Source organism: Actinoplanes sp. NBRC 103695 (assembly GCF_030269485.1).
In the GTDB taxonomy this organism is placed as follows: domain Bacteria; phylum Actinomycetota; class Actinomycetes; order Mycobacteriales; family Micromonosporaceae; genus Actinoplanes.
Genome location: NZ_BSTL01000008.1, coordinates 103,502 through 127,091, shown reverse-complemented (window position 1 = coordinate 127,091; position 23,590 = coordinate 103,502). Strand labels below are relative to the sequence as shown.

The 23,590-nt window shown below is 71.8% G+C and carries 20 protein-coding genes; 3 read left to right on the top strand and 17 right to left on the bottom strand.

What is annotated here, in order from left to right; genetic code table 11:
* Positions 1 to 27: 27 nt before the first annotated feature.
* From QSK31_RS15755 to uraD, 5 genes are all read right to left on the bottom strand, one after another.
* Complete coding sequence (locus tag QSK31_RS15755; RefSeq protein ID WP_285684644.1) at positions 28 to 1,020, bottom strand: DUF1996 domain-containing protein; 993 nt, start codon at positions 1,018 to 1,020, stop codon at positions 28 to 30.
* A 142-nt stretch (positions 1,021 to 1,162) separates the two neighbouring features.
* Positions 1,163 to 2,512, bottom strand: a complete 1,350-nt coding sequence (locus tag QSK31_RS15750; RefSeq protein WP_285684642.1) for an 8-oxoguanine deaminase — start codon at positions 2,510 to 2,512, stop codon at positions 1,163 to 1,165.
* Positions 2,512 to 3,339, bottom strand: coding sequence for a factor-independent urate hydroxylase (gene pucL, locus QSK31_RS15745; RefSeq protein ID WP_285684640.1), 828 nt, complete (start codon positions 3,337 to 3,339; stop codon positions 2,512 to 2,514). Before pucL ends, QSK31_RS15750 begins: the two co-directional genes overlap by 1 nt.
* Before the next feature lie 3 nt (positions 3,340 to 3,342).
* Positions 3,343 to 3,705 (bottom strand): hydroxyisourate hydrolase, encoded by a 363-nt coding sequence (gene uraH, locus QSK31_RS15740; protein WP_285684638.1) that lies wholly within the window; start codon positions 3,703 to 3,705, stop codon positions 3,343 to 3,345.
* Positions 3,692 to 4,147 carry a 2-oxo-4-hydroxy-4-carboxy-5-ureidoimidazoline decarboxylase gene (gene uraD, locus QSK31_RS15735; protein WP_285684956.1) on the bottom strand — a complete coding sequence of 152 codons (456 nt, stop codon included), beginning with the start codon at positions 4,145 to 4,147 and terminating at the stop codon, positions 3,692 to 3,694. Before uraD ends, uraH begins: the two co-directional genes overlap by 14 nt.
* 15 nt (positions 4,148 to 4,162) lie before the next feature.
* Between uraD and hrpB the strand changes: the two genes are divergently transcribed.
* Both hrpB and QSK31_RS15725 read left to right on the top strand, forming a co-directional pair.
* Positions 4,163 to 6,574, top strand: coding sequence for an ATP-dependent helicase HrpB (hrpB, locus tag QSK31_RS15730; RefSeq protein WP_502872967.1), 2,412 nt, complete (start codon positions 4,163 to 4,165; stop codon positions 6,572 to 6,574).
* 60 nt (positions 6,575 to 6,634) lie between these two features.
* A complete protein-coding gene (locus QSK31_RS15725) occupies positions 6,635 to 8,119 on the top strand; it encodes a GGDEF domain-containing protein (RefSeq protein WP_285684636.1) in 1,485 nt (494 codons plus the stop codon).
* 8 nt (positions 8,120 to 8,127) lie between these two features.
* Here the strand turns inward: QSK31_RS15725 and QSK31_RS15720 are convergent, their stop codons facing one another.
* Positions 8,128 to 8,877, bottom strand: a complete 750-nt coding sequence (locus tag QSK31_RS15720; protein WP_285684634.1) for a hypothetical protein — start codon at positions 8,875 to 8,877, stop codon at positions 8,128 to 8,130.
* Between the two features lie 124 nt (positions 8,878 to 9,001).
* Here QSK31_RS15720 and QSK31_RS15715 point away from each other — a divergent pair, with 124 nt between their 5' ends.
* Positions 9,002 to 9,724: a polyamine aminopropyltransferase gene (locus QSK31_RS15715; RefSeq protein ID WP_285684633.1), complete on the top strand. Its 723-nt coding sequence runs from the start codon at positions 9,002 to 9,004 to the stop codon at positions 9,722 to 9,724.
* Here QSK31_RS15715 and QSK31_RS15710 read toward each other — a convergent pair.
* The 11 genes from QSK31_RS15710 to glgX form a co-directional block, all read right to left on the bottom strand.
* Positions 9,697 to 9,840, bottom strand: a complete 144-nt coding sequence (locus QSK31_RS15710) for a hypothetical protein (protein ID WP_285684632.1) — start codon at positions 9,838 to 9,840, stop codon at positions 9,697 to 9,699. The two genes, QSK31_RS15715 and QSK31_RS15710, sit on opposite strands and share 28 nt — an antisense overlap.
* Before the next feature lie 139 nt (positions 9,841 to 9,979).
* On the bottom strand, positions 9,980 to 11,257 hold the full coding sequence (locus tag QSK31_RS15705; protein ID WP_285684631.1) for a PP2C family protein-serine/threonine phosphatase: 1,278 nt from the start codon (positions 11,255 to 11,257) through the stop codon (positions 9,980 to 9,982).
* Between the two features lie 62 nt (positions 11,258 to 11,319).
* Entirely contained in the window at positions 11,320 to 13,671 is a 2,352-nt protein-coding gene (locus QSK31_RS15700) for a putative bifunctional diguanylate cyclase/phosphodiesterase (RefSeq protein WP_285684630.1), read from the bottom strand.
* Between the two features lie 47 nt (positions 13,672 to 13,718).
* On the bottom strand, positions 13,719 to 14,438 hold the full coding sequence (locus QSK31_RS15695; protein WP_285684627.1) for a PP2C family protein-serine/threonine phosphatase: 720 nt from the start codon (positions 14,436 to 14,438) through the stop codon (positions 13,719 to 13,721).
* 80 nt (positions 14,439 to 14,518) lie between these two features.
* Positions 14,519 to 15,544 carry a hypothetical protein gene (locus QSK31_RS15690; RefSeq protein ID WP_285684626.1) on the bottom strand — a complete coding sequence of 342 codons (1,026 nt, stop codon included), beginning with the start codon at positions 15,542 to 15,544 and terminating at the stop codon, positions 14,519 to 14,521.
* On the bottom strand, positions 15,541 to 16,647 hold the full coding sequence (locus QSK31_RS15685; RefSeq protein ID WP_285684623.1) for a transporter substrate-binding domain-containing protein: 1,107 nt from the start codon (positions 16,645 to 16,647) through the stop codon (positions 15,541 to 15,543). Before QSK31_RS15685 ends, QSK31_RS15690 begins: the two co-directional genes overlap by 4 nt.
* 11 nt (positions 16,648 to 16,658) lie before the next feature.
* Positions 16,659 to 16,883: a membrane protein insertion efficiency factor YidD gene (gene yidD, locus QSK31_RS48805; protein ID WP_352244440.1), complete on the bottom strand. Its 225-nt coding sequence runs from the start codon at positions 16,881 to 16,883 to the stop codon at positions 16,659 to 16,661.
* A 225-nt stretch (positions 16,884 to 17,108) separates the two neighbouring features.
* Positions 17,109 to 17,369, bottom strand: coding sequence for a hypothetical protein (locus QSK31_RS15675; RefSeq protein WP_285684621.1), 261 nt, complete (start codon positions 17,367 to 17,369; stop codon positions 17,109 to 17,111).
* Between the two features lie 105 nt (positions 17,370 to 17,474).
* Positions 17,475 to 19,211 carry a malto-oligosyltrehalose trehalohydrolase gene (gene treZ / locus QSK31_RS15670; RefSeq protein WP_285684620.1) on the bottom strand — a complete coding sequence of 579 codons (1,737 nt, stop codon included), beginning with the start codon at positions 19,209 to 19,211 and terminating at the stop codon, positions 17,475 to 17,477.
* A complete protein-coding gene (gene treY, locus QSK31_RS15665) occupies positions 19,208 to 21,478 on the bottom strand; it encodes a malto-oligosyltrehalose synthase (RefSeq protein ID WP_285684619.1) in 2,271 nt (756 codons plus the stop codon). The genes treZ and treY overlap by 4 nt, the downstream gene beginning before the upstream one ends.
* A complete protein-coding gene (glgX, locus tag QSK31_RS15660; RefSeq protein ID WP_285684618.1) occupies positions 21,478 to 23,589 on the bottom strand; it encodes a glycogen debranching protein GlgX in 2,112 nt (703 codons plus the stop codon). The genes treY and glgX overlap by 1 nt, the downstream gene beginning before the upstream one ends.
* Position 23,590: the final 1 nt, after the last annotated feature.

The following is a 23,590-nucleotide window of genomic DNA, read 5'->3' as shown; positions in this document are numbered from 1 at the left end:
CCGCTGCTTCTCCGGGGACGGGAGGCCTCAGAAGCCGCCGGCCGAATTGCACTTGGCCTTCTGGGTGATGCAGTTGCGCACCCGCTCGGCGAACGGCTTGGTCTTCCAGGCGAACATGAAGTCGCCGTGCATCGAGGAGGCCTTGCCCGAGGCGAGCTGGAACCCGGCCGGGCTGCCCGAGGTCGGGTAGCCGATCACGAACGCCACCGACGGGATGGCCACCGGGAACTTGCCGGACGCGCAGGTGCCGTCCGGGCCGGTGCCGCCGACGTGCGACTTGTGGTCCGGGCTGTCCAGGTGCTTGCCGTCCCAGCAGTCCGGGAAGGTGAGGTGGTAGGTGATCTCGGCGGTCCTGGCGCAGATCGGCCAGTTGCCGTCGGTGCTGCGGCCGGTCTCGCCGCCCGCCCCGGCGCACCAGAACTGGCCGGGCGCGTCCTTCGGGGTGTCGACCTGCCGTTTGGCGTCGCCGACGATCATCCGGAAGCCCTCCGGGAACGGCTTGGTCACCGTCGGGTCCTCGAGGCGTGAGCCGTAGTAGACGGTCACCCCGTGCGGGTCGACCGGCTGCCCGTTCTCCAGCAGCGTGGGGATCCAGTACGCCGAGAAGTCGTCGGCGGCCGGGTCACAGCTGGTGGCGGTGCTGGCGAACAGCGACTCGTTGGTCGAACCCGCGTTGGTGCTCTCGTTGCCCCAGAACGTGTGCAGGTGCGAGGCGCCGGCCATGCCGGGGAAGACGATCGGGTCGTCCGGCAGCCGGTGGCTGATCTTGCAGGAGGCGTTGAACTCGGCCACCCGCACGTTGCCCGCGGGGACGGGCTCGGCCACGGTCGCCTCGTACTCGGCCAGCTGCTTGACCCACTTGGCGTCGTCGATCGGAACCCAGCCGTCACCGGCAACACTCTCCGCCCGCCCGGGCTCCGCCACCTCGTCGGCGCTGGCGTTCGCCACCACGATCACGCTGGCGGCGAGTGCGCCGGTAATCGTTGCGGCCAGGATGAATCTGGTCTTCTTCCTCGGCATTACGGTTTCCCTCCCTGGGGTCCTCACCAGGGAGTATGTGAATGTAAATGCCTCATATCAAGTTGCGGAGAAAGACTTAGGAATTGCTCCCGAAAGAGCCGCAGGTGGCCGCGATAAAGCCGAGCGATAACAACAAGAAGCTTTAAGTCTTCCTTAATTTGCGGGCCGCCCGGCGAGCGTCCCGGGCCAGCGCCCGCGCGTCGGCGTGCACCAGACTGCCACGCTCGACGACCGGCCGGCCACCCACCAGCGCCAGCTCCACCTCGGCCGGCGGCCCGAAGACCAGCGCGGCCACCTTGTCCTCGATGCCGTCGTGGCCCAGGTCGTCGAGCCGCCACAGCACCAGGTCGGCCAGCTTGCCCCGCTCCAGCGACCCGATGTGGTCCTGCCGGCCGAGGCAGCGCGCCCCGCCCATGGTGCCCAGCCGCAGCGCCTCCCGGGCGTCCAGCGCGCCCGGCCCGCCGCGCAGCCGGGCCGTGTAGAGCGCCTGCCGCAGCTCGGCGCCCAGGTGCGAGACCTCCTGCGAGGCGGCGCCGTCCACGCCCAGCCCGACCGGCACTGACGCGTCGAGCAGCTCGCGGACCCGGGCCATGCCCGCGCCCAGCCGGGCGTTCGACGACGGGCAGTGCGCCACGCCGGTGCCGGTCGCCCCCAGGCGCTGGATCGCCTTGTCGTCCAGGTGCACGCCGTGCGCCAGCCAGACGTCGTCGCCGAGCCAGCCGAGACGTTCCGCGTACTCGACCGGGGTGCAGCCGAACCGCTCCTGACAGAAGGCCTCCTCGTCGCCGGTCTCGGCGAGGTGCGTGTGCAGCCGTACGCCCTTGCGCCGGGCCAGCGTGGCGGCCTCGCTCATCAGCCGCTCGGTCACCGAGAAGGGTGAGCACGGCGCCACCGCGATCTGCAGCATGGCGTCGTCGGCCGGGTTGTGCCACCGGTCGATCGCCGCCTCGGTCGCCGCGAGCGCCTCGTCGGTGTCCTCGACCACGTTGTCCGGTGGCAGGCCGCCGTCCTTCTCGCTCAGGTCCATCGAGCCGCGGGTCGGGTGGAAGCGCAGCCCGACCAGGCGGGCCGCCTCGATCTCGGCGGCCAGCACGTCGCCGCCGTGCCGCGGGAAGACGTAGTGGTGGTCCATGCTGGTCGTGCAGCCGGACAGCGCCAGCCAGCCCAGCCCGGCGCCGGCGGCCGCGCCGACCACCTCGGCGTCCAGCCGGCCCCAGATCGGGTAGAGCGTGGTCAGCCAGCCGAAGAGGGTGTCGTTGAGCGCCAGCCCGCGCGTCGCCCACTGGTAGAGGTGGTGGTGGGTGTTGACCAGACCCGGGGTGACCAGGCAGCCGGTGCCGTCGACGTGCCGCTGCTTGCCCTGGTAACGCCCGGCGTGCCCGGGACCGACGGCGACGATCCGGCCGTCGTCGCCGACCACGACGTGCCCGTCCGCGTACTCGGTGCCGTCCGCGTCGACCGTGGCGACGGCGACGTTCTCGATGACGATCATCAGAACCACTCCGCGATCGCCGGTTGCGTGTCGTCCCTGGTCACGGTTCCTTCGATCAGCCCGTACGGCCGGTCGCCGGCGATGAACACCTCACCGGGGTTGTCCAGCCCGAAGGGACTCAGGTCGACCAGGTAGTGGTGCTTGTTGGGCAGCGCCAGCCGGATCTCGGCGACTTCGGGATGTTCCTCCAGGACGCGGGAACCCATGGCGTAGAGCGTCTGCTGCAGCGAATAGCTGTAGGTGCCGACGAAGGCGTCGACCAGCGACTGCTTCACCGCTGCGAAATCAGCGACACCGCGCCACCGCGCGTTGACCTCGGTCGCCAGGATGCGGTCCGTCGTCTCGGGCAGCGTCGTGTAGCGGTCGCGGGGGAAGCCGTGGAACTCCGAGTCGGTGGTGTTCATCAGCACCAGGCCCTCGATGCCCGCGACGACCTGGGACTCGTCGCCGATCACCGTCACCACGGTCAGTCTGGTGTGGTCGCCGCGACGCTGGAACGAGTGCGGGCCGAGACGCTCCCATTCGTACCCCTGGATCGTGATCTTCGCGCTCTTGATCTGTGGCTGGGTGGCGACGAAGTGGCGGGCCAGCCGGAGCCCGAACTCCTCCGGCGAGCCGATGCCGTGCTCGCGGGCGAAGGCGTAGACCGTGTTCTTCATCGTGTCGGTGGGCAGGACGCCGCCGTTGTCGCCGGTGAGGTGTGTGGCCTCGAGGTCACCGGACAGGGCGACGCTGACGTTCAGATCCTGGATCCCCGAAGAACCGCCGGCGCGGACCAGCCGCACCTCCGCCTTGCCGTACCGGTTCGGTCCGAGCCTGATCGCCACGCGTCAGCTCCCTCGATAGGTGGTGTAGCCGTAGCGGCTGAGCAGCAACGGCACGTGGTAGTGGCGTTCCGGGTCGTGCACGTGGAAGGCGACCGTGATCTCCGGGAAGAACGACTCACCCTTCAGGTACGGCTCCACATAGAACAGCAGCCGGTAACCGCCCGCCTGCCAGTCGTGCATCGGCACCCGGAAGCGCAGCCGCCCGTCGTCGTCGGTGTCACCCTCGTCGATCGTGCGCCAGCCGTCGGTGTCGCGGCGCTCCAGCCGCACGTAGACGCCGCGTGCCGCCTCACCGGCCATGGTGTCCAGGATGTGCGTCGAGATCCGGGCGTGGAACTCCGGTTCGGTACCGTCATTCGAGGGCATCCAGCAGCCTCCCCAGGCGCAGCATCGCGATCTTCTCCAGCTCACCGGCCACGACCCGGCGCTCGGTCGCCTCGTCGTTGCCCAGCCGCTGCCGGGCGGCGGCCACGATCTCGTCCTCGGTGCGGCCGCTCGCGAAGATCAGGAAGACATGGCCGAAGCGGTCCTCGTACGCCCGGTTGGCCTCGACCAGCTCCGGGCTCCTCCGGGCCGCGCTCTGCTCACGCCGCGACCAGGCCGCCTCCGTGCTGTCGCCCTTCGGCGGATCGCCGATCCGCGGGTGCGCGCTCATGGCCTGCGCGATGTCGTCCCAGGTCAAGGTCGCGAACGCGGCCATGGCCGCGGCTTCGGCGGCGGCACGATCCGGGTACGGGCCACCGCGCGCCACCGCCGCGGCCCAGGCCGGGGACGCGCAGCACGCCAGCAGTTCCTCTTCGTCGAACATCCTCACGATCAAAGCATGCGCCAGACTGTCCGCGTGCCGTTCGAGCTCCCCGATCTACCGGTCCGTGCCGCGCTGCCCGCTCTGCGGGAAACCCTGGAGGCGCACGGCGCGGCCGTCCTCGTGGCGCCGCCCGGCACCGGCAAGACCACGCTGGTGCCGCTCGCCCTCCCCGGCCGCATCATCGTCGCCGAGCCGCGGCGGGTGGCGGCCCGGGCGGCCGCCCGGCGGATGGCGTCGCTGCTCGGCACGCAGGTCGGGGCCGAGGTGGGTTATGCGGTGCGCGGCGACCGGCGGGTCTCGGCCGAGACCCGGATCGAGGTGGTCACCACGGGCGTCCTGGTGCGGCGACTGCAGCGAGACCCCGAGCTGACGGGTACGGCCACCGTCATGCTCGACGAGATCCACGAACGGCATCTCGACGCCGACCTGGCCCTGGCCTTCCTGACCGAGGTGCGCGAGACGCTCCGCCCCGATCTGAGGCTGATCGCCGCCTCGGCCACCGCGGACACCTCCCTCCTCGACGCGCCGGTGGTGACCGCGACCGCCCGGATGTTCCCGGTCGGCATCCACTGGACGCCGCCCGGCCCGTCCCGCCTCCTCGACCACGTCGCCGCGGTCGTGCGAGGCATCACCGAGCCCGGCGACGTCCTGGTCTTCCTGCCCGGTGTGCGGGAGATCGGCACGGTGGCCGGGCTGCTGCGCGGCCGGATCGACGCGGACGTGGTCCCGCTGCACGGCCGGCAGAGCGGCACCGACCAGGACGCGGCGCTGCGTCCCGGGCCCCGGCGCCGGGTCGTGCTGGCCACGGCGGTGGCGGAGAGCAGCCTGACCGTGCCCGGCGTACGCGTGGTGGTCGACGCCGGTCTGAGCCGCGTCCCCCGGATGGACCACTCCCGCGGGCTGGGCGCCCTGGTCACCGTCCCGGTCAGCCGCGCCTCGGCCGAGCAACGGGCCGGCCGCGCGGGCCGGGAGGCGCCCGGCGTCGTCTACCGATGCTGGTCCGAGGCGCAGCACGCCCGGCTGGCGCCCCAGCCCGAGCCGGAGATCGCGACCGCCGACCTGACCTCGTTCGCGCTGGATCTGGCGCTGTGGGGCCACCCCACCGGCGCCGGCCTGGCGCTGCCGGACCAGCCGCCGCCCGGCGCCCTGCAGTCGGCCGTCGCGACGCTGCACGACCTGGGCGCGGTCGCCGAGGACGGCCGTCCCACGCCACGCGGGCAGGCGCTGGCCCGGACCGGCATCCATCCCCGGCTGGCGCGCGCCCTGCTCGACGGCGCCCCGCTGGTGGGCGCCCGCCGGGCCGCCGAGGTCGTGGCCGTCCTGGACGAGGACCGCACCTCCGGCGACGACCTCCTGGCCGCCTGGCGCCAGGCCCGCCGCGACAACACCTCGGCCTGGCGCGGCGAGGTCCGCCGGCTCACCACGTCGGACGCCCCGGCCACGGCCCTGACCGACGATCTCGCGGCCGGGCTGGTCGTCGGGCTGGCCTTCCCCGAGCGGGTCGCCCGGGCGCGCGAAGCCGGCGGCCGGACCTATCTGATGGCCGGCGGGACGGCCGCGGACCTCTCCCCGAGCAGCCCGCTCGCCGGGGTGACGTGGCTGGCGGTCGCGTCCGCCGACCGGGATGCGGGAGCACGCAGCGCGCGGATCCGGTCCGCCGTACCCATCGACGAGGTCACCGCCCACGAAGCCGCCGCCACCCTGCTCACCTCGGCCACCGAGATCGTCTGGCGCGACGGCGACGTCGTCGCCCGCACCGTCGAACGGCTCGGCGCGATCACCCTCACCGAGCGCCGGCTCGACAGGCCCGACCCGGCCGCTGTCCGCGCCGCCCTGCTCGACGGCCTCCGCCGGCACGGACTCACCCTGCTGACCTGGAGCCGCGCCGCCACCGAACTCCGTGAACGGCTGGCCTTCGCCCGAGCCGCGATCGGCGAGGAGTGGCCCGCGGTCGACGACGAGTCGCTGCTGGCCGCCGCCGAGGACTGGCTGGGACCGGACCTGACCAGGGCCCGCCGCCGGACGGATCTGTCCCGCATCGACGTGGCCACGGCCCTGCGCCGCCTGCTGCCCTGGTCGGTGGCCGGCCGCCTGGACGAGGTCGCCCCGGAACGCCTCCCGGTCCCGAGCGGCTCCCGCGTCCGCGTGTCCTACGCCGATCCCGCCGCGCCGGTGCTGGCCGTCAAGCTGCAGGAGACGTTCGGCTGGCGGGACGCGCCCCGGCTGGCCGACGGCCGCATCCCGGTCCTGCTGCACCTGCTGTCGCCGGCGGGCCGCCCGGTGGCGGTGACCGCCGACCTGGCCTCGTTCTGGGCGACCGGCTACCGCCAGGTCCGGGCCGAGCTCCGCGGCCGCTACCCCCGCCACCCCTGGCCCGAGGACCCCGCGACCGCCGTTCCCACCTCCCGCATCACCAAGCGCCGGTAGCAACCCGACCGCACCGGGCGGGCAGCGCGTCCGGAAACCGCCGATCCCCAGTCTTGTCCGGTGACTGTCTCGATTACGCAGCCGATCCGGCGCCGGTGGCGTGGCTGGCCACTGATCCCCGCCGCCGCACCGCTGGTCGTCGGGCTGTTCTATCTGTTCGGCACACTCGGCGAGCAGTGGGCGGTGGTGCAGACCGCCGTCTACGTGAGCGCCAACGCGACCATGGCGGTGGCCGCGACCGTGGCGTCGCGACGGCACCCCAGCGCCCGCGCCGGCCTGCTGCTGATCGCCGCCAGCGCCGCGACCTCGGTCTTCGCCGACATCGTGTTCTACTTCCTGGCCTTCACCCAGGACCAGGCGCCGTACCCGAGCATCGCGGACATCGGCTATCTCGCCGCCTATCCGCTGCTCGCCGCCGGTCTTCTGGTCCTCGTGCGCAAGCGCACCCCCGGCTGGGACGGCGCCAGCCTGATCGACGCGACGATCGTCGCCACCGGGGTCGGGTTCATCGTGTACGCCCTGGTCATCGCCCCCACCATCCAGGTGGGCGAGGACAACGCCGCGACCCTGGCCTCGGTCCTCTACCCGATCGGCGACCTGATGCTGATCAGCGTCGGCGCGCGCCTGATGCTGGGCGCCGGCTACCGCACGGTGTCCCTGGCGGCGCTGGGCGTCTACCTGGCCGTGACGCTCTACGCCGACACCGTGTACAGCGTGCAGAGCCTCGCCGGCACCTACACGGCCGGCGGCTACCTGGACGCCTTCTGGATGACGGCGAGCTTCGTCTTCGCGGCCGGCGTCCTGCACCCGTCCTTCGGGACGCTGGTGGCGCCGTCGCCCGCGAAGACCCCCGACGCGACCGCCGGCCGCCTGCTCCTGCTGGCGGCGGCCGCCCTGGTGTCACCGACCACGCTCCTCGTGCAGCACCTCCGCGGCGAGGAGCCCCCGATCGTCTCCGGGACGCTGGTCTGCAACGTCCTGTTCCTGCTGGTCCTGGCCCGGATGGCCGGCCTGGTCCGGGCCCAGCGGCACGCCGCGATCACCGACGGGCTCACCGGCCTCTACACGCGCGGCTACCTCACCCGGACGTTGCAGACCGAGGCCGCGCGGTCGGCCCGCTCGGGTGCCCCGCTCGGCATGCTGCTGCTGGACATCGACCACTTCAAGAAGGTCAATGACGCGTACGGCCACCACGGCGGCGACGCGGTCCTGGTCGAGATCGCCGCCCGCATGCGCCGCCTGGTCCGCAACTGCGACGTCATCGCCCGGTACGGCGGCGAAGAGTTCGCGGTCATCGCGCCGGGCGCCACCCTGGCGAAGACCGCCGAACTGGCCGAGCGCATCCGCCGCGGCCTCTCGGCGACCCCGATCGCCCTCGGTAACGACCGCCTGCACACGGTCACCGCGTCGATCGGCGTGGCCGTCCTGCCGGCCAGGTCCGCCGACGCCGACGAACTGGTCCTGGCTGCCGACCGAGCCCTCTACACGGCCAAGAACAGCGGCCGCGACCGAGTCGCCTCCGCCCCGGTGGTCCTCGTCACCTGACCCCCGCCTCAGCCGGCTCCGGTGACCTCGCGCAACGGGATGTTGCGAACGACGACGGACCCTCGGGTGGACAGCGAACCGAAGATCGTCGCGAAGCTGACCGTCGCCTTGGTGGCCTCGCCCGGGAGGACGGTCCGGAAGACGACCACCCCGGACACCGTGCTGTCCGGCGGAACGTTGTCGGGCCATTCGCTGGCGAACGCGTCCGCGCTCTTCGTCGTCCGCCCAGCGGTCAGCTGGCAGTTGGAATAGAGGGGCAGGGTGAGCGCGTCGCTTCCCGAGTTGCCGGCCGACATCTCCACCCGGGTGAAATGCGGGGTCGTCTCCACTCGTTCGACAACCAGGGTCAGGGCGCCGGTCCTGCTCGATACGGGCTCGATGAGGCGGTCGAGGCCGGACTCGCGTCCGGTGACATAGCCGAACACGAAACGGACGAGGAACACACTGACGACGAGAACCGTCACGATCACCACCGCGACAACCGCCCGGGCGCCGTTGCGCCGAGGCGGAATCGGGCGAGGGCTGCCGTAGATCGCGGGCCGTTGCGACCACTGAAGGACGCCCGGGTCGGGCTGGGCCTGGCCTCCCGCCGTGGCGGCGGCGAGCAGCGCGGAGACGACCACCAGGACCACCACGATGACCCAGGGCGTGATCGAGCGCCACGAGTCCGTGGCGAAGTTGACCACGACCGCCAGGGCCGTGGAGATCAGATAGGTGGGAAGGGCCGTTCCGATCGCCCGTGCGCTCCCGCTTGCCATGGGCTTCCTCCGGCGCGCATCAGCCATGCCGTATCGAGTAATTTAGCCAGGACGCCCGTGCTCAGGTCACATGTGTCGCCAACACGACCGCGCTTTCGCACGGCGCGCCGAAAGGACCTTCCCCATGCACCCGCGACTGACCGAGTTGGACTGGGCCGCCACCCGCATCGGCGAGATCAGCCTGCGCCGGCGCCTCGAGCCCCTCACCAGGACCGAGGTGTACGAGGTCAAGCTCGGCGACGAGTACCTGATGTCCAGCATGTTCACGGTCGCCGAGGAGGAACTGTCCCGGCTCACCCTGGCCGCCCTGCCGGACGCCCCGCTGGACGCCGTCGTCGGTGGTCTCGGCCTCGGCTACACCGCCCGCACCGCCCTGACCGACGATCGGGTCCGTTCCCTGACCGTGGTCGAGGCGCTGGCCCCGGTGATCGACTGGCACCGCCGCGAACTCCTCCCGGAGGCGGGCACTCTCACCACCGATCCCCGCACCACGCTGCTGGAGGGCGACTTCTTCGCGCTGCTGCGCGACGGCACGGGCTTCGACCCGGCCGCCCCGGACCGCCGCTTCGACGCGATCCTGCTCGACATCGACCACTCACCCGTCAACGTCCTGGACGCCACCCACGCGGACCTCTACACCGCAACCGGTCTGGCCCGGCTGGCGGGCCGCCTGCGCCCGGGCGGGGCGTTCGGGCTGTGGTCCGACGACGCACCCGACGAGTCGTTCCTGGCCTTGCTGCGGCAGGGTTTCGCCACGGCGACCGCTCACGTGGTGACCTTCGCCAACCCGCTGACCGGGGGCACGTCCGCCAACACCGTCTACGTGGCGACGGTCGCGGCCGAATAGCCGATCCGGGCCGGACCGTTGGTCAGACCCACCTGACGGATTCCGGCCTGCTGCCCGGCGTCCGCGCCCTCGGCGAGTGCACCCGGGCCCACCTCCTCGAACTGCGTGGCGCCCACGGATTCCCCCTTCCTCGACCCGCACGCCTGGTCGAGGCCCGCCCAGCAGTTCGCGGCCTCGCTGTGACGGCACGCCTGAGGGTCAAGACGCTCAACCTGCTCTCGCCCGGCCCGACCATCACGTCGCCCGGCACCTGGGTCAGCTGACCGGGCTGTCCGGCACGCGGATGGTGACCGCGACCATGTCATCGCGGACATCACGGCCGCTGCCGGCCGAAGCCCGCCGGATGATCGCGTTCGCGGTGTCCCGTGCGTCCGCGGTGAGCGTCTCGGCCAGGACATCGCCGAACGGAACGAGATCCGACGCCGCCCGCGCGAGAACGGCGTTCGTGCAGAGGATCAAGCTGTCGCCGGGACGCAGGGCGGCGTCCTGGATGGCCAGTGACAGTTTGGGGAGGATGCCCAGCGGGCTGGACGTCTGCCCGACGGGTTCGAGCGCGCCGTCCCGGCGGCGGATGACCGCGGTGGGGTGACCGGCGGCGCAGATCCGGATGCCGAACCCGTTGTCGTTCGGGCGGATCGCGACGTAGGCGACGGTGACGAACCCGGGCACGTCGGTCTCGGCGAACCAGCGGTGCAGGGCGGCGTCGAGCTCGGTGAGCACGATCGCCGGGGAGGTCGCTCGCGCGGCGCCGGCCCGCAGGGTGTACCGGGCCAGCCCGGCGGTCCGGGCCGCGTGCGCTCCCTTGCCGGCGACGTCGCCGAGGAACACCGCCCATCCCGTCGGTGTCTGGACGAGGTCGTAGAAGTCGCCGAGGACGTCGCCGCCGGCGAGCTGGTAGGCGGCCGCGATGTCGAGGCCGTCGACGACGGGCAGTTCGCGGGGCAGCAGGCTCTCCTGCAGGGTGCGCGCGAGCTGCTCGTACTCGGCGGCGGCGGTCCGGGCCCGGGCGGCCTCCTGCAAGGCCTCCTCGGCTCTGATCCGCAGTCCGGCCTCGCCGCCGGCGGCCTGGGCGAGCACCTCCAACGTGCGGAGGTCCTGGGCGCTCCAGCGGCGCGGAGCGTTGTCGACGACGCAGAACGTGCCGAGGACGTACCCGTCGAGTGACCTGACGGGGAAACCGGCCCAGGCGATCACGCCCATCGAATGGATCGACGGGTTGTCCCGCGTCATCGGGTTCAGGCGGGCGTCGTCGATCACGATCGGCCCGTCGGCGGCGATGACGTACTGGCAGAACGACTCCCCGACCGGGTTCTGCCGGTCGGCGACCTCGGAGCTGGTCGTCCCGACGCAGCTCTTCCAGAACGAGCGCCGGTCGTCGACGATCGTGACGAAACCGAACGGGCTGCCCAGCAGCTCACAGGCGAGCCTGGTCAGCCGGTCGAACGGCTCCTCGGCGCCCGTGTCGAGCAACCCGCTGCGGCGGACGGCGGCCAGGCGCGCCGGAAGCATCAGCCTGTCATCCGCCACGGTCACTGGCCCAGTCTACGAACCCGCTCCGGGAAGCAACCCCTACCGCATCCTAGGAGGCTAGGCGGTCATCGACGCGCGGCCCGATGCGCCGGGGCGACGTGGGCGGCCCTGTTCACCTGAGCCGGGATGACCGCCGCCCCCAGCCGCTGCGGTGGCACCGGCTGGCCGAAGAGGTATCCCTGCCCGAGCGGGCATCCCAGATCCGCCATCGCGTGCGCCCGGGTCACCGTCTCGATCCCCTCGGCGACCACCATGAGACCCAGCGACTCGCAGATCGCCAGCACCGAGCGGCACAACGCCTCCGCCCGGTCCGGCGAGACGTCGACGTCGGTCAGGGTCGCGTCCAGCTTGACGATGTCGACGGGCAGCGAGTGCAGTTGCGCCAGCGCGTTGTAGCCGCTGCCGAAGTCGTCCAGCGCCAGGCGTACCCCCGCGGTCCGGAGCCGGGTGAGAACCTCGATGGCCCGCGGCAGGTCGGGAATCCGGCGGGTCTCGGTGATCTCCACGACGAGGCGGGACGGCCGGACGGCGTGCCGTTCCAGGGCGGCCAGCACCGCCGACTCCAGGCCCTGCTGGCCGAGCCGGGCGGCCGACACGTTGACGTGCACGTCGATCGGGCGGCCGTAGATGTTGGCGAGCGTCGCCGCGTCCGCGCACGCCCGGTCGAGCACGAAGTCGTCGATCGCCCCGACCAGGCCGGTGCGCTCGGCCACGGTGACGAAGACGTCCGGGTCGACCAGGCCGGCCACCGGGTCGTTCCATCGGGCCAGCGCCTCGACGGCCACGGTCGCGCCGTCGGCGAAGCGGACGATCGGCTGGTAGTACACCTCGAACCCGGCCGCCGCCGGATCGCCCGCCAGGGCCTGCGCCAGCTGGTGCGGGAGGTCGGCGTGCGGGCCGCCGTCCGCCCCGCCCGCGTACCTCGCCACCGTTCCCTTGCCGCGGCGCTTGCTCGCGTACATCGCGGCGTCGGCCCGGCGCAACAGGATGTCGGCGGTCAGGTCCCGGTCGCCCGGCTCGGGCACGACCAGGCCGATGCTGGCGCCGACGCCGATGGTGTGCCCGTCGATGTGGAACGGTTCGCGCAGCGCGCCGAGCATCCGGTCGCCGATCAGCTCGGCGTCGGCCGCGCGGTGCTCGAGCAGCACCGCGAACTCGTCGCCGCCCAGCCGGGCCACCAGGTCGCCGGAGGGGACGACCGCGAGCAACCGTTCGCCGATCGCGTGCAGCAGGCGGTCGCCCATCGCATGCCCGAAGCTGTCGTTGATCAGCTTGAAGTCGTCCAGGTCGGCGAAGAGCAACGCCACCGGCCGGTCGTGCAGGCGGCGGTCCTCCAGCGCGGCGTCCAGGCGTTCCCGGAAGATCGCCCGGTTGCCCAGCCCGGTCAGCGGGTCGTGGTAGGCCTGGTGCCGCATCCGCCGCTGCCCCTCGGTGACCCGGGACAGCAGCACCAGGTTGTCCACGATCGTGAACATCTGCCGGGCCACCACCAGACCCAGACCCAGCCATCCCAGGTACGCCTCGAACGACGTCAGGCGGCCGCCGGTGCCGGTGCGTACCGCGATCACCACGCCGGTCGCCACCACCGGGACGTAGGGCAGCAGCAGATGCAGCCAGTCCCGTTCCCGGTGCGCCAGCTTCAGGTCGCCGGGCACCGCGCCGGGAGCGAGCGCGGCCAGCGCGAGCAGCGCCGGGCCGAGCAGGTAACCGGCCGCCGCGACCGGGTTGAGCCCGTCGGCCCCGGGGTCGTGCAGGCGCACCGCGTCGGAGACGCCGAAGGCGACCAGCGCCGCGCAGGTCAGCTGCAGCTGCCGCCGGACCGCGCCGCCGCCCTGCCGCATCATCAGCAGCAGCACGGCCATCACGGCCAGGACCAGATCGGCGATCGGGTACGCGACGGCCAGCACCGGCGGCGTGCGCCCGGCCTGCTCGAACACCCGGCCGGGCACCAGTGACCAGACCAGCGCGATCAGCGACCCGGCGATCAGCACACTGTCGATCACCAGGATGACCAGGTCACGCCGCCCGGGCAGGGGCACCGGCCGGGGCAGGGCGGCGGCGCCGATCAGCAGGGAGGTGAAGATCAGCGCGGGCAGCACCAGGAAGCCGGCGTCACCGGGGCCCAGGGAGGCGGGGCCGTCGAAGCCGCGGATCAGCCACCACAGCCGCATCACGCTCCAGCCGGCCAGCCCGGCGCCGACCAGCAGTCGCCAGCGCCGCCCGGTGTGCTCGCGCCGCCCGGCCATGCGCAGGCAGACCACCGCGGCGCCGGCGCCGGCGAGAAGCTGCGCGACGACGTAGTAGATCCGGCGGCCGTCACCGGCGGGCACGACGTATTCACCGGCCGCGACGAGCACGCCGACCAGCGCCAGCGTCGCCGGCAGCAGCCGCGCCGTGCCTAGCCGTGCCGTCGTCATCACCACCAACCGGACGTCCGGTGACCGCCCTCGGATCAGGCCAGACCTTACTCGCTGACCAGGTCGCCGACGATGACGGTGATGTTGTCCGGGCCGCCGCCCTCCAGCGCGAGATCCAGCAGCCGCTCGCAGCAGGCCTGCGGATCGGGCACCCGGAGCAGCTCGGCCTCGATGTGCTCCGGCGACACGACGGTGGTGAGGCCGTCGCTGCAGAGCAGCCAGCGGTCGCCCGGCTGCGGTTCCACGATCACGTACGAGGGGCTGACCGGCTCGCCCTGCAACGCCTGGGTGACCACCGCCCGCCGCGGGTGCCCGGCCGCCTCCTCGGGCCGGATCAGGCCCTGGTCGACGAGCATCTGCACGTACGTGTCGTCCTTGGTGAGCTGGTTGAGCCGTCCGTCGCGCAGCAGGTACGCCCGGGAGTCGCCGACGTGCGCGAGCGCCGCCCGGTCGCCGGAGAAGATGACCGCGGTGAGCGTGGTGCCCATGCCCTGCAGGGTGGCGTCACCGGCGACCGTCTCGGCGATCCGCCCGTTGGCCACCTCGAGCGCCTTGTGCAGCGCGTCCATCTGATCCTCGTTGTCGATCGCGACATCGAGCGAAACCATGGCGTCCACCGCGAGGCGGCTGGCCACGTCTCCGGCGGCCATCCCACCCATGCCGTCGGCAACCACGAGGAGGCGTTCACCGGCGTAGAACGCGTCCTGGTTGTTGCTCCGAACGCGGCCTTGGTCGGTTACGGCGGCCCACCGCAAGTGCAAGGTCATGGCGAGAGCTTGCCAGGTCATGTCCACCGTGTCTCTAGCCGGTGGGCGGCGCGCCGCAGATGCCGCCCAGGAAAACGTTGTCAGCTGGGCGAAAGCGGCCTGCCCAGGCACCGCTGATCGATCTCGGTGACACGTCTGGTGGGTGCCACCCAGGTGAGTGCGGAGGCCTCGGCGGCCCAGCCGCGGACCACCACGACGCTGTCCGGCCCGTGCACCGGCTCGGGGCACAACGTCTTGGACCGGACCCGGTCGTTGGGCAGGAAGGTGACCTGCCCGCCCCGGTCCAGCACGGTGGTCGAGGTGTCGTCGACCGCGATCAGCTGCCCGCGGACCACGTCGGTGACCGGCCCGCCGGCAGGCCCGATCTCCACCGCGCTGTTCGGCAGGACCGGCGCCCGGAGGAAGAGCAGCCCGACGACGAGCGGTGCGACCAGGGCCGCGACCACGGCGGGCCAATGGGTGGCGAAACGCGCGGCACGGTCGGGCACGGGCCCGGTGAGGAGAGGACCCAACAGCGGGGGTACGCCGAGCAGCAACGCGGTGTCGTACTCCCCGACGGCCACGGCGTCCCGGATGCCCGGCGCCATGAAGATCAGGACCAGGATTCCGACCAGGACGGGTACGCCCAGCGTCACCCAGGGGATCAGCCACCGGTCGGCCTGGAACCGCTGCACCGCGGTCAGCCCCATGATCGCGACGACGAGCATGAACAGCACCGGCAGCAGCCGAAGCTGCCAGGTGAGCCCGGCCAGCCCGGCGGCGAGCAGCACCACCCAGTCCGGCATCCGCAGCGCGGTCACCGCGAGCAGCGACCGGCCGGCCTCGGCGGGCGCGCTGACCAGCAGGATCCCGCCGAGCACCCGGAGCACCAGGATGACCGCGGGCACCGCCCAGATCAGCGTGATGCCGAGCGCGCTGATCATGCCGAGCGGGCTGATGTACTGCACCAGCAGCAGCATGGTCGGCAGGTCCTGCCGGCTCAGGTACCAGACCCGCAGCACGAGCAGGACCAGCGGGAACGCGGGCAGCGCGGTGAGCAGCCAGTTGAGTTGCGCCCGCCGGCGCCGGGGCGCGATCCCGCCGTCCTTGACGTAGATGTCGGTCATGGGATGTCCCGCTCCCACGGCTGCTCACGCACGTCCGGTTTCACCACGTCGGGCTGCTGGCCCTGCGCGATCGGCGTGTTCACCGCGTTCACCGGCCGATTGTTGGCCGGGGCCTCGGACAGGAAGTTACGCTGGAAGGCGTCCTCCCAGCGGTTGTCGCTCGGATCCTTGAGCGACCGGTAGAAGGTGAGATCGACCAGCGTCTTCAACGCCTGGTTCTGCCCGACGTTGACGCCCCAGCGTTCGGTGGTGTCCAGGCCGAGGTCCCAGTGCGCGAACTCCTTCGGGTACTTCGCCTTGTACCCGGCCAGGATCGCCGCGTCGGTGGAGACGGCCTCGACCTTGCCCTCCCGCAGCTCCTCCACGCACTCGCTGATCCGGTTGCGCTGGTGCACGGCCGCGCCGGCCTTCTCCGGGGCGCTGACACTGGTCGCAGTGGACAGTGAGCAGACCTTCTTACCGCGGAAGTCCTCCAGCGCGGACACCTTCGAGTGACCTGCCAGGGTGAGCACCGACTGCTCGGTGTAGAGGTAGGACTGGGAGAAAGTAACCTCGTCCCGTGCCTCCCGGTCGGGCGTGATGCTGTAGCTGGCGATGACCATCTGCACCGGCACCCGCTCGCCGCGCAGATCGGTCGCCTGCATCCGGGCCCGGTCCTCACTCTCCAGCCCGTAGAAGCGCACCTCGCTGCGGCGGAACCCCAGATCCTCGGCGACCATGTAGGCGACGTCGATGTCGAACCCGGACCAGATGCCCGTGGCCGGGTCCCGGAACGCCGTGCCCGGCTGATCATCCTTGACCCCGATCACGAGCGTCGACCAGCCGTCCACCCCCGCCGTCGCCCGCAGCTCCTCGATCGACGGCGGCCCGCCGACGAACAGCCGGGCCATGGTGATCCCGATGGTCAGCACCAGGGCCAGGCCAAGCGCGGCGAGACGCACCGCGGCCAGCGTGAGCCGCGGCGGCGGCGCAGCGACGGACTCCGGCTCCGCCAACGTCGGCGGTTCCGTCGGGAAGGGGTCGGCGAGCAGATCGTCAGTGGTCTCGACGTGCTGATCGCCCCGGAGTCGGGGCGGCCAGATCCGGCGGCTCGGGTCACCCAAAGCACGCCTCCTCAGCGGTCGTGTGGGACAGGATCATGCGTTCCGTACGGCACACCCGGGCGGCAGCGACGCAGCCGGGCGGCGGCGAGGCGGAGCCCGGCGCGCGTTCCGTGCCGGTTCACCGCCTCCAGCGCGTACGCGGAACAGGACGGCTCGAAGCGGCACCGCACCGGCACCCGCGGCGAGAGGAAGCGCCGGTAGCCCCGGATGGCCGTGGTGGCGGCCCGCTCGGACATCGGCGTCCGGGCGGCCAGCAGCAGCGAGGTGGAGAGCAGGCCGAAGTCGCAGCAGGGCAGGTCGCAGTCGCAGAAGCCGCAGTCGGGAGTCCAGTCCCGCTTCTTCTTCCGCGTCCGCTTGTGGCCGTGGCTGTGCCCCCCGAGCCACGACGGCAAGTGCCTGCGCGATGACGACATGGAGCCATCGTGGCGCATGGGTGCGACATCCCGGCATCCCACCCCGGGTCACCGTCCGCTCAGCCCATCAGCGCCCGCGGCAACCCCGCCCGGCACGACACGTCCCGGCGTCACCCCGGCGCCGATCATCGCCGCGTGCGCCTGACCGACCCCGGTCCCGGCTCCACCCACCCGCGGCGTCACCCCGGCGCCGATCATCGCGGCATGCGCCTGGCCGACCCAGGTCCCGGCTCCACCCACCCGCGGCGTCACCCCGGCGCCGAGCATCGCCGGGTGCGCCTGGCCGGGCCAGGTCCCGGCTCGACCCACCCCGGCTCGACCCACCCCGGCTCGACACGCCACGGCGGCACCCGGGCCGCCGCACCCGCGCGGCCGCGTCACCCGGCCGGGCGACCCGAACCCCGGCTCAGTCCGTCAGCGGCCGTAGACCACCACGGCGGACTCGGCAGGCAGCTCGACCCGGTCGCGCTGGAGCACCACCCCGGGCTCGGTGGCGACGAGCACCTTGGACGGCACGGCCGGCAGGTGCAGGGTCTGCGCGACCGGCGCCAGGTTGACCGCCACCGCGCAACGCCCGCGGCGCATCACCACGTACTGGTCGCCGTGCTGGACCTCGACCCGGTCCAGGCGCGGGTCGGACAGGTCGGCGTAGGCGCGCCGCAGCGCGATCAGCCGCTTGTAGAGATCGAGGATCTCCTCGTGGCCGGGCTTGCCGAGCTCGGACCAGTCCAGCTTGGAGCGGGCGAAGGTCGCCGGGTCCTGCGGGTCGGGCACGTCCGTCGCGTCCCAGCCGTGGGTGGCGAACTCGCTGCGCCGCCCGTTCCGCACCGCGGCGGCGAGCTCGGGCTCGGGGTGACTGGTGAAGAACTGCCACGGGTTGCTGGCCGCCCACTCCTCACCCATGAACAGCATCGGCGTGAACGGCGACGTGAACAGCAGCGTCGCCCCGCATTTCAGCAGGCCCGGCGACAGGGTCGCGGAGATCCGGTCACCCACCGCCCGGTTGCCGATCTGGTCGTGGTTCTGCAGGTACGCGACGAAGCGGTGCCCGGCGGTCGTCTGCCGGTCGACCGTGCGGCCGTGGCGGCGGCGGCGGAAGCTGGACCACGTCCCGGCGTGGAAGAACGCCCCGGTCAGCACGGCCTCCAGGCTTTCCAGCGAGCCGAAGTCGCCGTAGTAGCCCTGCCGCTCGCCAGTCAGCAGCGCGTGCAGCACGTGATGCACGTCGTCGTCCCACTGGGCGGTCAGGCCGAAGCCGCCCGCCTCGCGCGGGGTGATCAGGGTCGGGTCGTTCAGGTCGGACTCGGCGATCAGCGACAGCGGCCGGCCCAGGTGGGTGGAGAGGCCCTCCACCTCGATCGCCATGTCCTCGAGCAGGTGGATCGCGGTCTCGTCGACGAACGCGTGCACGGCGTCGAGGCGCAGACCGTCCACGTGGTAGTCGCGAAGCCAGCCGATCATACTGTCGACGATGTACCGCCGGACGCCGTCGGAGAGCGGCCCGTCCAGGTTGACCGCGGCGCCCCACGGGTTGCTGGCGGCGGTGTGCAGGTAGGGCGCGAACCTCGGCGCGTACGCCCCGCTCGGGCCGAAGTGGTTGTAGACGACGTCGAGCAGCACGCCGAGGCCTTTGCCGTGGGCGGCGTCGACGAAGCGCTTCAGAGCGTCCGGGCCGCCGTACGCCTCGTGCGGCGCGAACCAGCAGACGCCGTCGTAGCCCCAGTTGTACTCGCCGTTGAACGAGTTGACCGGCAGCAGCTCGACCAGGTCGACGCCGAGGTCGACGAGGTGGTCCAGACGCTCGATGGCGGCGTCGAAGGTGCCCTCGGGGGTGAAGGTACCGACGTGCATCTCGTACAGGACGGAACCCGGCAGCTGGCGGCCGGTCCAGGCGCCGTCCGACCAGTCGAAGGACGAATGGTCGTAAACCCGGCTGGGTCCGTGCACGCCCTCAGGCTGCCACAGCGACCGCGGGTCGGGTAGCGGCGTGTCGTCATCCGGCAATACGTACGCGTAGTCGGTGCCCGGCCCGGCCTCGGGCACGTCGAGGCGCCACCAGCCGTCGTCGTCCCGCTCCATCGGCCGGCGACTGCCCGCGACCAGCACCTGGACGGCGTCCTTCTCGGGCGCCCACACTTCGAAGACGGTCATGATTCCTTCACCAGCAATGCCACCGGGTACGTGTCGAGAAGGTCGGCCACGGCCAGGCGGTCACCGCCGTACACCGTGTTCGTCAATACTTCCGTCCAGGTGTTGCCCCGCAGTGACAAGGTGGTGTCCTGCCACCCGCCGTGGCGTGACAATCCGACCGGCAGCCGGGTGGCCACGGTCACCGCGCCGCCCCGGTCGAAGGCCAGCACGTGCTCGCCGAGCCGGCCCTCCGCGAAGACCGGGCGGTAGCCGTCGAACAGTTCCGGCCGGCGCCGCCGCAGCCGCAGTGCACGGCTGGTGACCAGCAGCTTGGCCGCGCCGGTCTCGTCCACCGGCGGCAGCCACCCGTCGTCCAGCCGGGCCAGCAGCTCGCGCCGCGCGGCGAAGTCCACCGGGCGGCGGTTGTCCGGGTCGACCAGCGACAGGTCCCACAGCTCGGAGCCCTGGTAGACGTCGGGCACCCCGGGCATGGTCAGCTGCACGAGTTTCTGGCCCAGCGAGTTGGACCAGCCCGGCGCCGTGATCGTGGCGGCGAACCGGGCCACCTCGTCGTGCAGCGCGGGGTCGTCGTAGATCCGGTCGACCATCGCGCGCAACGCCGTCTCGAAACCCTCGTCGGGGCGGGTCCACGTGGTCGAGGCTGCGGCCTCGCGCGCGGCCTTCACCGCGTACGCGTGAAGTCTCTCCCGTGAGATCGGCCACGCACCCACCGCGGCCTGCCAGACCAGATGGGCCAGCGACGGGTCGGGCAGAGGGTTGATCCGCACCCAGCGGCGCACCAGCTCGGTCCAGTCGCCGGGCAGCTCGGCGAGCACCGCGAGCCTGGCCCGGACGTCCTCGCTGCGCTTGGTGTCGTGGGTGGACAGGCTGGTCATCGCCTCGGGCCAGGTGCGGCCGCGCTCGCCGGCGCACTCGTGGAACTCGTCGGTGGAGACACCGAACTTGGCCGGGTCGTTGCCCACCTCGTTGCGCGCGGTGAACCTGGTCCAGCGGTAGAACGCGGTGTCCTCCACGCCCTTGGCCATGACCGCGCCGGTGAACTGCTGGAACCGGATGGCCAGCTCGTCGTCCGGGTTGCGCAGCCGGCCGGTCAGCGCGTCCAGGTCGGGAATGAGGGCGGGCCGTCGCCGACCCGCCTCGGAGCGGGCCCTGGCCAGGTGCCGGGAGCCGTCCGGGAGGTAGGAGCGGTAGACCGGGAAACAGGCGGCCAGCTCGGCCAGGGCGCGAGGCGCGCTCTCGATCTCGGGTACGAGCCTGGCCATCCGCCCGAGCTCGGCGGCGAGCATCGTCGTCGCCACGTGCAGTTTGGTCTCGTGGACCAGGTCCTGCCAGGTCCGGTCGCCGCCGGTCAGGTGATGGTCGAGGGTGTCGAAGAACGCCTCCGTGGAACCGTCGACGAAGACGCCGCAGACCTCGGCCATCACGTCGTACCCGGTGGTGCCGGCGATCGGCCAGGCGGGCAGGCTCTCCCCCGGCTCCAGGATCTTCTCCACCACCAGCCAGGCCTCCGGCGCCGCGTCGCGCAGCCGCTCGAAGTACTGCCCGGGGTCGCGCAGCCCGTCCGGGTGGTCGACCCGGATGCCCTGCACCGAGCCCTCCGTGACCCAGCGCAGCACCTCGGCGTGGGTGGCCTCGAAGACCGCCGGGTCCTCGACGCGCAGGCCGGCCAGGTCGGTGATCGCGAAGAACCGCCGGTAGGTCAGGTCGGTGTCGCCGCGCGTCCAGTTGACCAGCTCGTAGTGCTGCCGGTCGTGCACCTCACGCGGCGTGCCCTCGCCGGTCCCGTCGGCGATCGGGTAGCGCTTGTCGTAGTAGCGCAGCTCCCCGTCCTCGACGCGCAACTCGTCGAGCGCCGCCGGGTCGTCGGCCAGCACCGGGATCAGGATGCGCCCGCGATCGAAGTCGATGTCGTACCAGCTCGCGTACGCGGAATCCGTGCCGTTCTTGAGGACGTCCCACCAGGACGGGTTGGCGGCGGGCACGGCCACCCCGGCGTGGTTCGGCACGATGTCGACGACCAGGCCCAGCCCGGCCGCCTCCAGCGCCTTGTTCAGCGCGAGGCGGCCCTCCTCGCCGCCGATCGCCGGGTTGACCCTTGCGTGATCGACAACGTCGTAGCCGTGCTCCGAGCCGGGCGCCGCGGTCAGCAGCGGCGCGGTGTACAGATGACTGACACCCAGGTCGGCCAGGTAATCGGCGAGTTCGGCGGTGCTCTTCAACGGGAAATCGGGACGTACCTGGACGCGATAGGTGCCGGTAGGGGTCATCAAACCGTCCTGTCCAAAACGATGAGCGAGCGGTCCGGCACGAGGATGGTGCCGCCGGCCTCGACCACGGCAGGCCGGTCCGGCGACGGCTCGGCCGTCTCGATAACCCTTTCCCACTTCTCGCCATATTCAGCCGGGGGCGTGGCGAACTCGATCGGGGCATCATGTGCGTTGAAGCACAGCAGGAACGAGCTGTCCACGTGACGCTGCCCGTACTGCCCGCGCTCGCGGATGCCCTCGCCGTTGACGAACAGGGCGACCGCCCGGCCGAAATCGTTACCCCAGTCGTCGCCGGTCATCTGCCGGCCGTCCGGGGTGAACCAGGCCAGGTCGGGCAGCGGATCGCCGCCGCCGCGCGCGGTCACCGGCAGCCCGGTGAAGAACCGGCGGCGCTGGAACACCTGGTGGCGGTGCCGGAACGCGGTCAACCGGCGGGAGAACTCGAGCAGCTGCTCGTCCGCGTTCTCCCAGTCGATCCAGGCGATCTCCGAGTCCTGGCAGTACGCGTTGTTGTTGCCGCCCTGGGTGCGGCCCAGCTCGTCGCCGTGCGAGATCATCGGCACGCCCTGGCTGAGCAGCAGCGTCGCCAGGAAGTTGCGGCGCTGCCGGGCACGCAGCGCGAGCACCTGCGGGTCGTCGGTCGGGCCCTCGACGCCGGAGTTCCACGACCGGTTGTGGCTCTCGCCGTCCCGGTTCTCCTCGCCGTTGGCCTCGTTGTGCTTGTCGTTGTACGAGACCAGGTCGTTGAGCGTGAAGCCGTCGTGGGCGGTGACGAAGTTGATCGAGTGGAAGGGCTTGCGGCCGTCGTCCTGGTAGAGGTCGGCGGACCCGGTGATGCGCGACGCGAACTCGGCCAGCGTGGCCGGCTCGCCGCGCCAGAAGTCGCGGACCGTGTCGCGGTACTTGCCGTTCCACTCCGTCCAGTTCGGCGGGAAGTTGCCCACCTGGTAACCGCCCGGGCCGACATCCCACGGCTCGGCGATCAGCTTGACCTGGCCGACCACCGGGTCCTGCTGGACCACCTCGAAGAACGTGGACAGCCGGTCGACGTCGTAGAACTCACGGGCCAGCGTGGAGGCCAGGTCGAACCGGAAGCCGTCCACGTGCATCTCGGTCACCCAGTACCGCAGCGAGTCCATGATCAGCTGGAGGCTCTGCGGGCTGCGGACGTTCAGGCTGTTACCCGTACCCGTGTAGTCCATGTAGAACAGCGGCTGATCGTCCACGAGGCGGTAGTAGGTACGGTTGTCGATGCCCTTGAGGCTCATCGTCGGGCCGAGGTGGTTGCCCTCCGCCGTGTGGTTGTAGACGACGTCCAGGATCACCTCCATCCCGGCCGCGTGCAGCGCCTTGACCATGCCCCGGAACTCCTGGGTCTGCTGGCCGAGCGCGCCCATCGCGGAATAGCCGTGGTAAGGCGCGAAGAAGCCCAGCGTGTTGTAGCCCCAGTAGTTGCGCAGGCCCAGATCGACCAGCCGGTTGTCGTGCACGAACTGGTGCACCGGCATGAGCTCGACCGCGGTCACGCCCAGGCTCTTCAGATGCTCGATGATCGCCGGGTGGCCGATGGCCGCGTACGTCCCGCGCAAGTCCCTGGGGACGTCCGGGTGGCGCTCGGTCAAGCCCTTGACGTGCGTCTCGTAGATCACCGAGTGGTGGTACGGGATGTCCGGCCGGCGGTCGTTGCCCCAGTCGAAGTACGGGTTGACCACCACGCCCTTGGCCATGTGCGGCGCCGAGTCGAGATCCGACATCTCGTCCGGGTTGTCGAAGTCGTACGCGTACAGCGACGGATGCCAGTCGATGTCCGAGTCGACCGCCCTCGCGTACGGGTCGAGCAGCAGCTTGTGCGGATTGCAGCGCAACCCGCGGTGCGGGTCGTAGGGCCCGTAGACGCGATAGCCGTACCGCTGGCCGGGCTCGACCCCCGGCAGGTAGGCGTGCCAGACGAAAGCGTCCTGCTCGTGCAGCTGGACCTTGCGCTCGTTGCCCGAGGGGTCGAAGAGGCAGAGCTCGACTGCCTCTGCCACCTCGGAGAAGATCGCGAAGTTCGTGCCGGTCCCGTCGTACGTGGCACCTAAGGGGTACCGGTGACCAGGCCAAACCTGCATG

What these genes read in the sequence shown, in the direction of transcription:
- QSK31_RS15755 (WP_285684644.1), bottom strand. Translation starts at nt 1,020, where the DNA reads ATGCCGAGGAAGAAGACCAGATTCATCCTGGCCGCAACGATTACCGGC.
- QSK31_RS15750 (WP_285684642.1), bottom strand. Translation starts at nt 2,512, where the DNA reads ATGATCGTCATCGAGAACGTCGCCGTCGCCACGGTCGACGCGGACGGC.
- uraH (WP_285684638.1), bottom strand. Translation starts at nt 3,705, where the DNA reads ATGCCCTCGAATGACGGTACCGAACCGGAGTTCCACGCCCGGATCTCG.
- uraD (WP_285684956.1), bottom strand. Translation starts at nt 4,147, where the DNA reads ATGTTCGACGAAGAGGAACTGCTGGCGTGCTGCGCGTCCCCGGCCTGG.
- hrpB (WP_502872967.1), top strand. Translation starts at nt 4,163, where the DNA reads ATGCGCCAGACTGTCCGCGTGCCGTTCGAGCTCCCCGATCTACCGGTC.
- QSK31_RS15720 (WP_285684634.1), bottom strand. Translation starts at nt 8,877, where the DNA reads ATGGCAAGCGGGAGCGCACGGGCGATCGGAACGGCCCTTCCCACCTAT.
- QSK31_RS15715 (WP_285684633.1), top strand. Translation starts at nt 9,002, where the DNA reads ATGCACCCGCGACTGACCGAGTTGGACTGGGCCGCCACCCGCATCGGC.
- QSK31_RS15700 (WP_285684630.1), bottom strand. Translation starts at nt 13,671, where the DNA reads ATGACGACGGCACGGCTAGGCACGGCGCGGCTGCTGCCGGCGACGCTG.
- QSK31_RS15695 (WP_285684627.1), bottom strand. Translation starts at nt 14,438, where the DNA reads ATGACCTTGCACTTGCGGTGGGCCGCCGTAACCGACCAAGGCCGCGTT.
- QSK31_RS15690 (WP_285684626.1), bottom strand. Translation starts at nt 15,544, where the DNA reads ATGACCGACATCTACGTCAAGGACGGCGGGATCGCGCCCCGGCGCCGG.
- yidD (WP_352244440.1), bottom strand. Translation starts at nt 16,883, where the DNA reads ATGTCCGAGCGGGCCGCCACCACGGCCATCCGGGGCTACCGGCGCTTC.
- treZ (WP_285684620.1), bottom strand. Translation starts at nt 19,211, where the DNA reads ATGACCGTCTTCGAAGTGTGGGCGCCCGAGAAGGACGCCGTCCAGGTG.
- treY (WP_285684619.1), bottom strand. Translation starts at nt 21,478, where the DNA reads ATGACCCCTACCGGCACCTATCGCGTCCAGGTACGTCCCGATTTCCCG.
- glgX (WP_285684618.1), bottom strand. Translation starts at nt 23,589, where the DNA reads ATGCAGGTTTGGCCTGGTCACCGGTACCCCTTAGGTGCCACGTACGAC.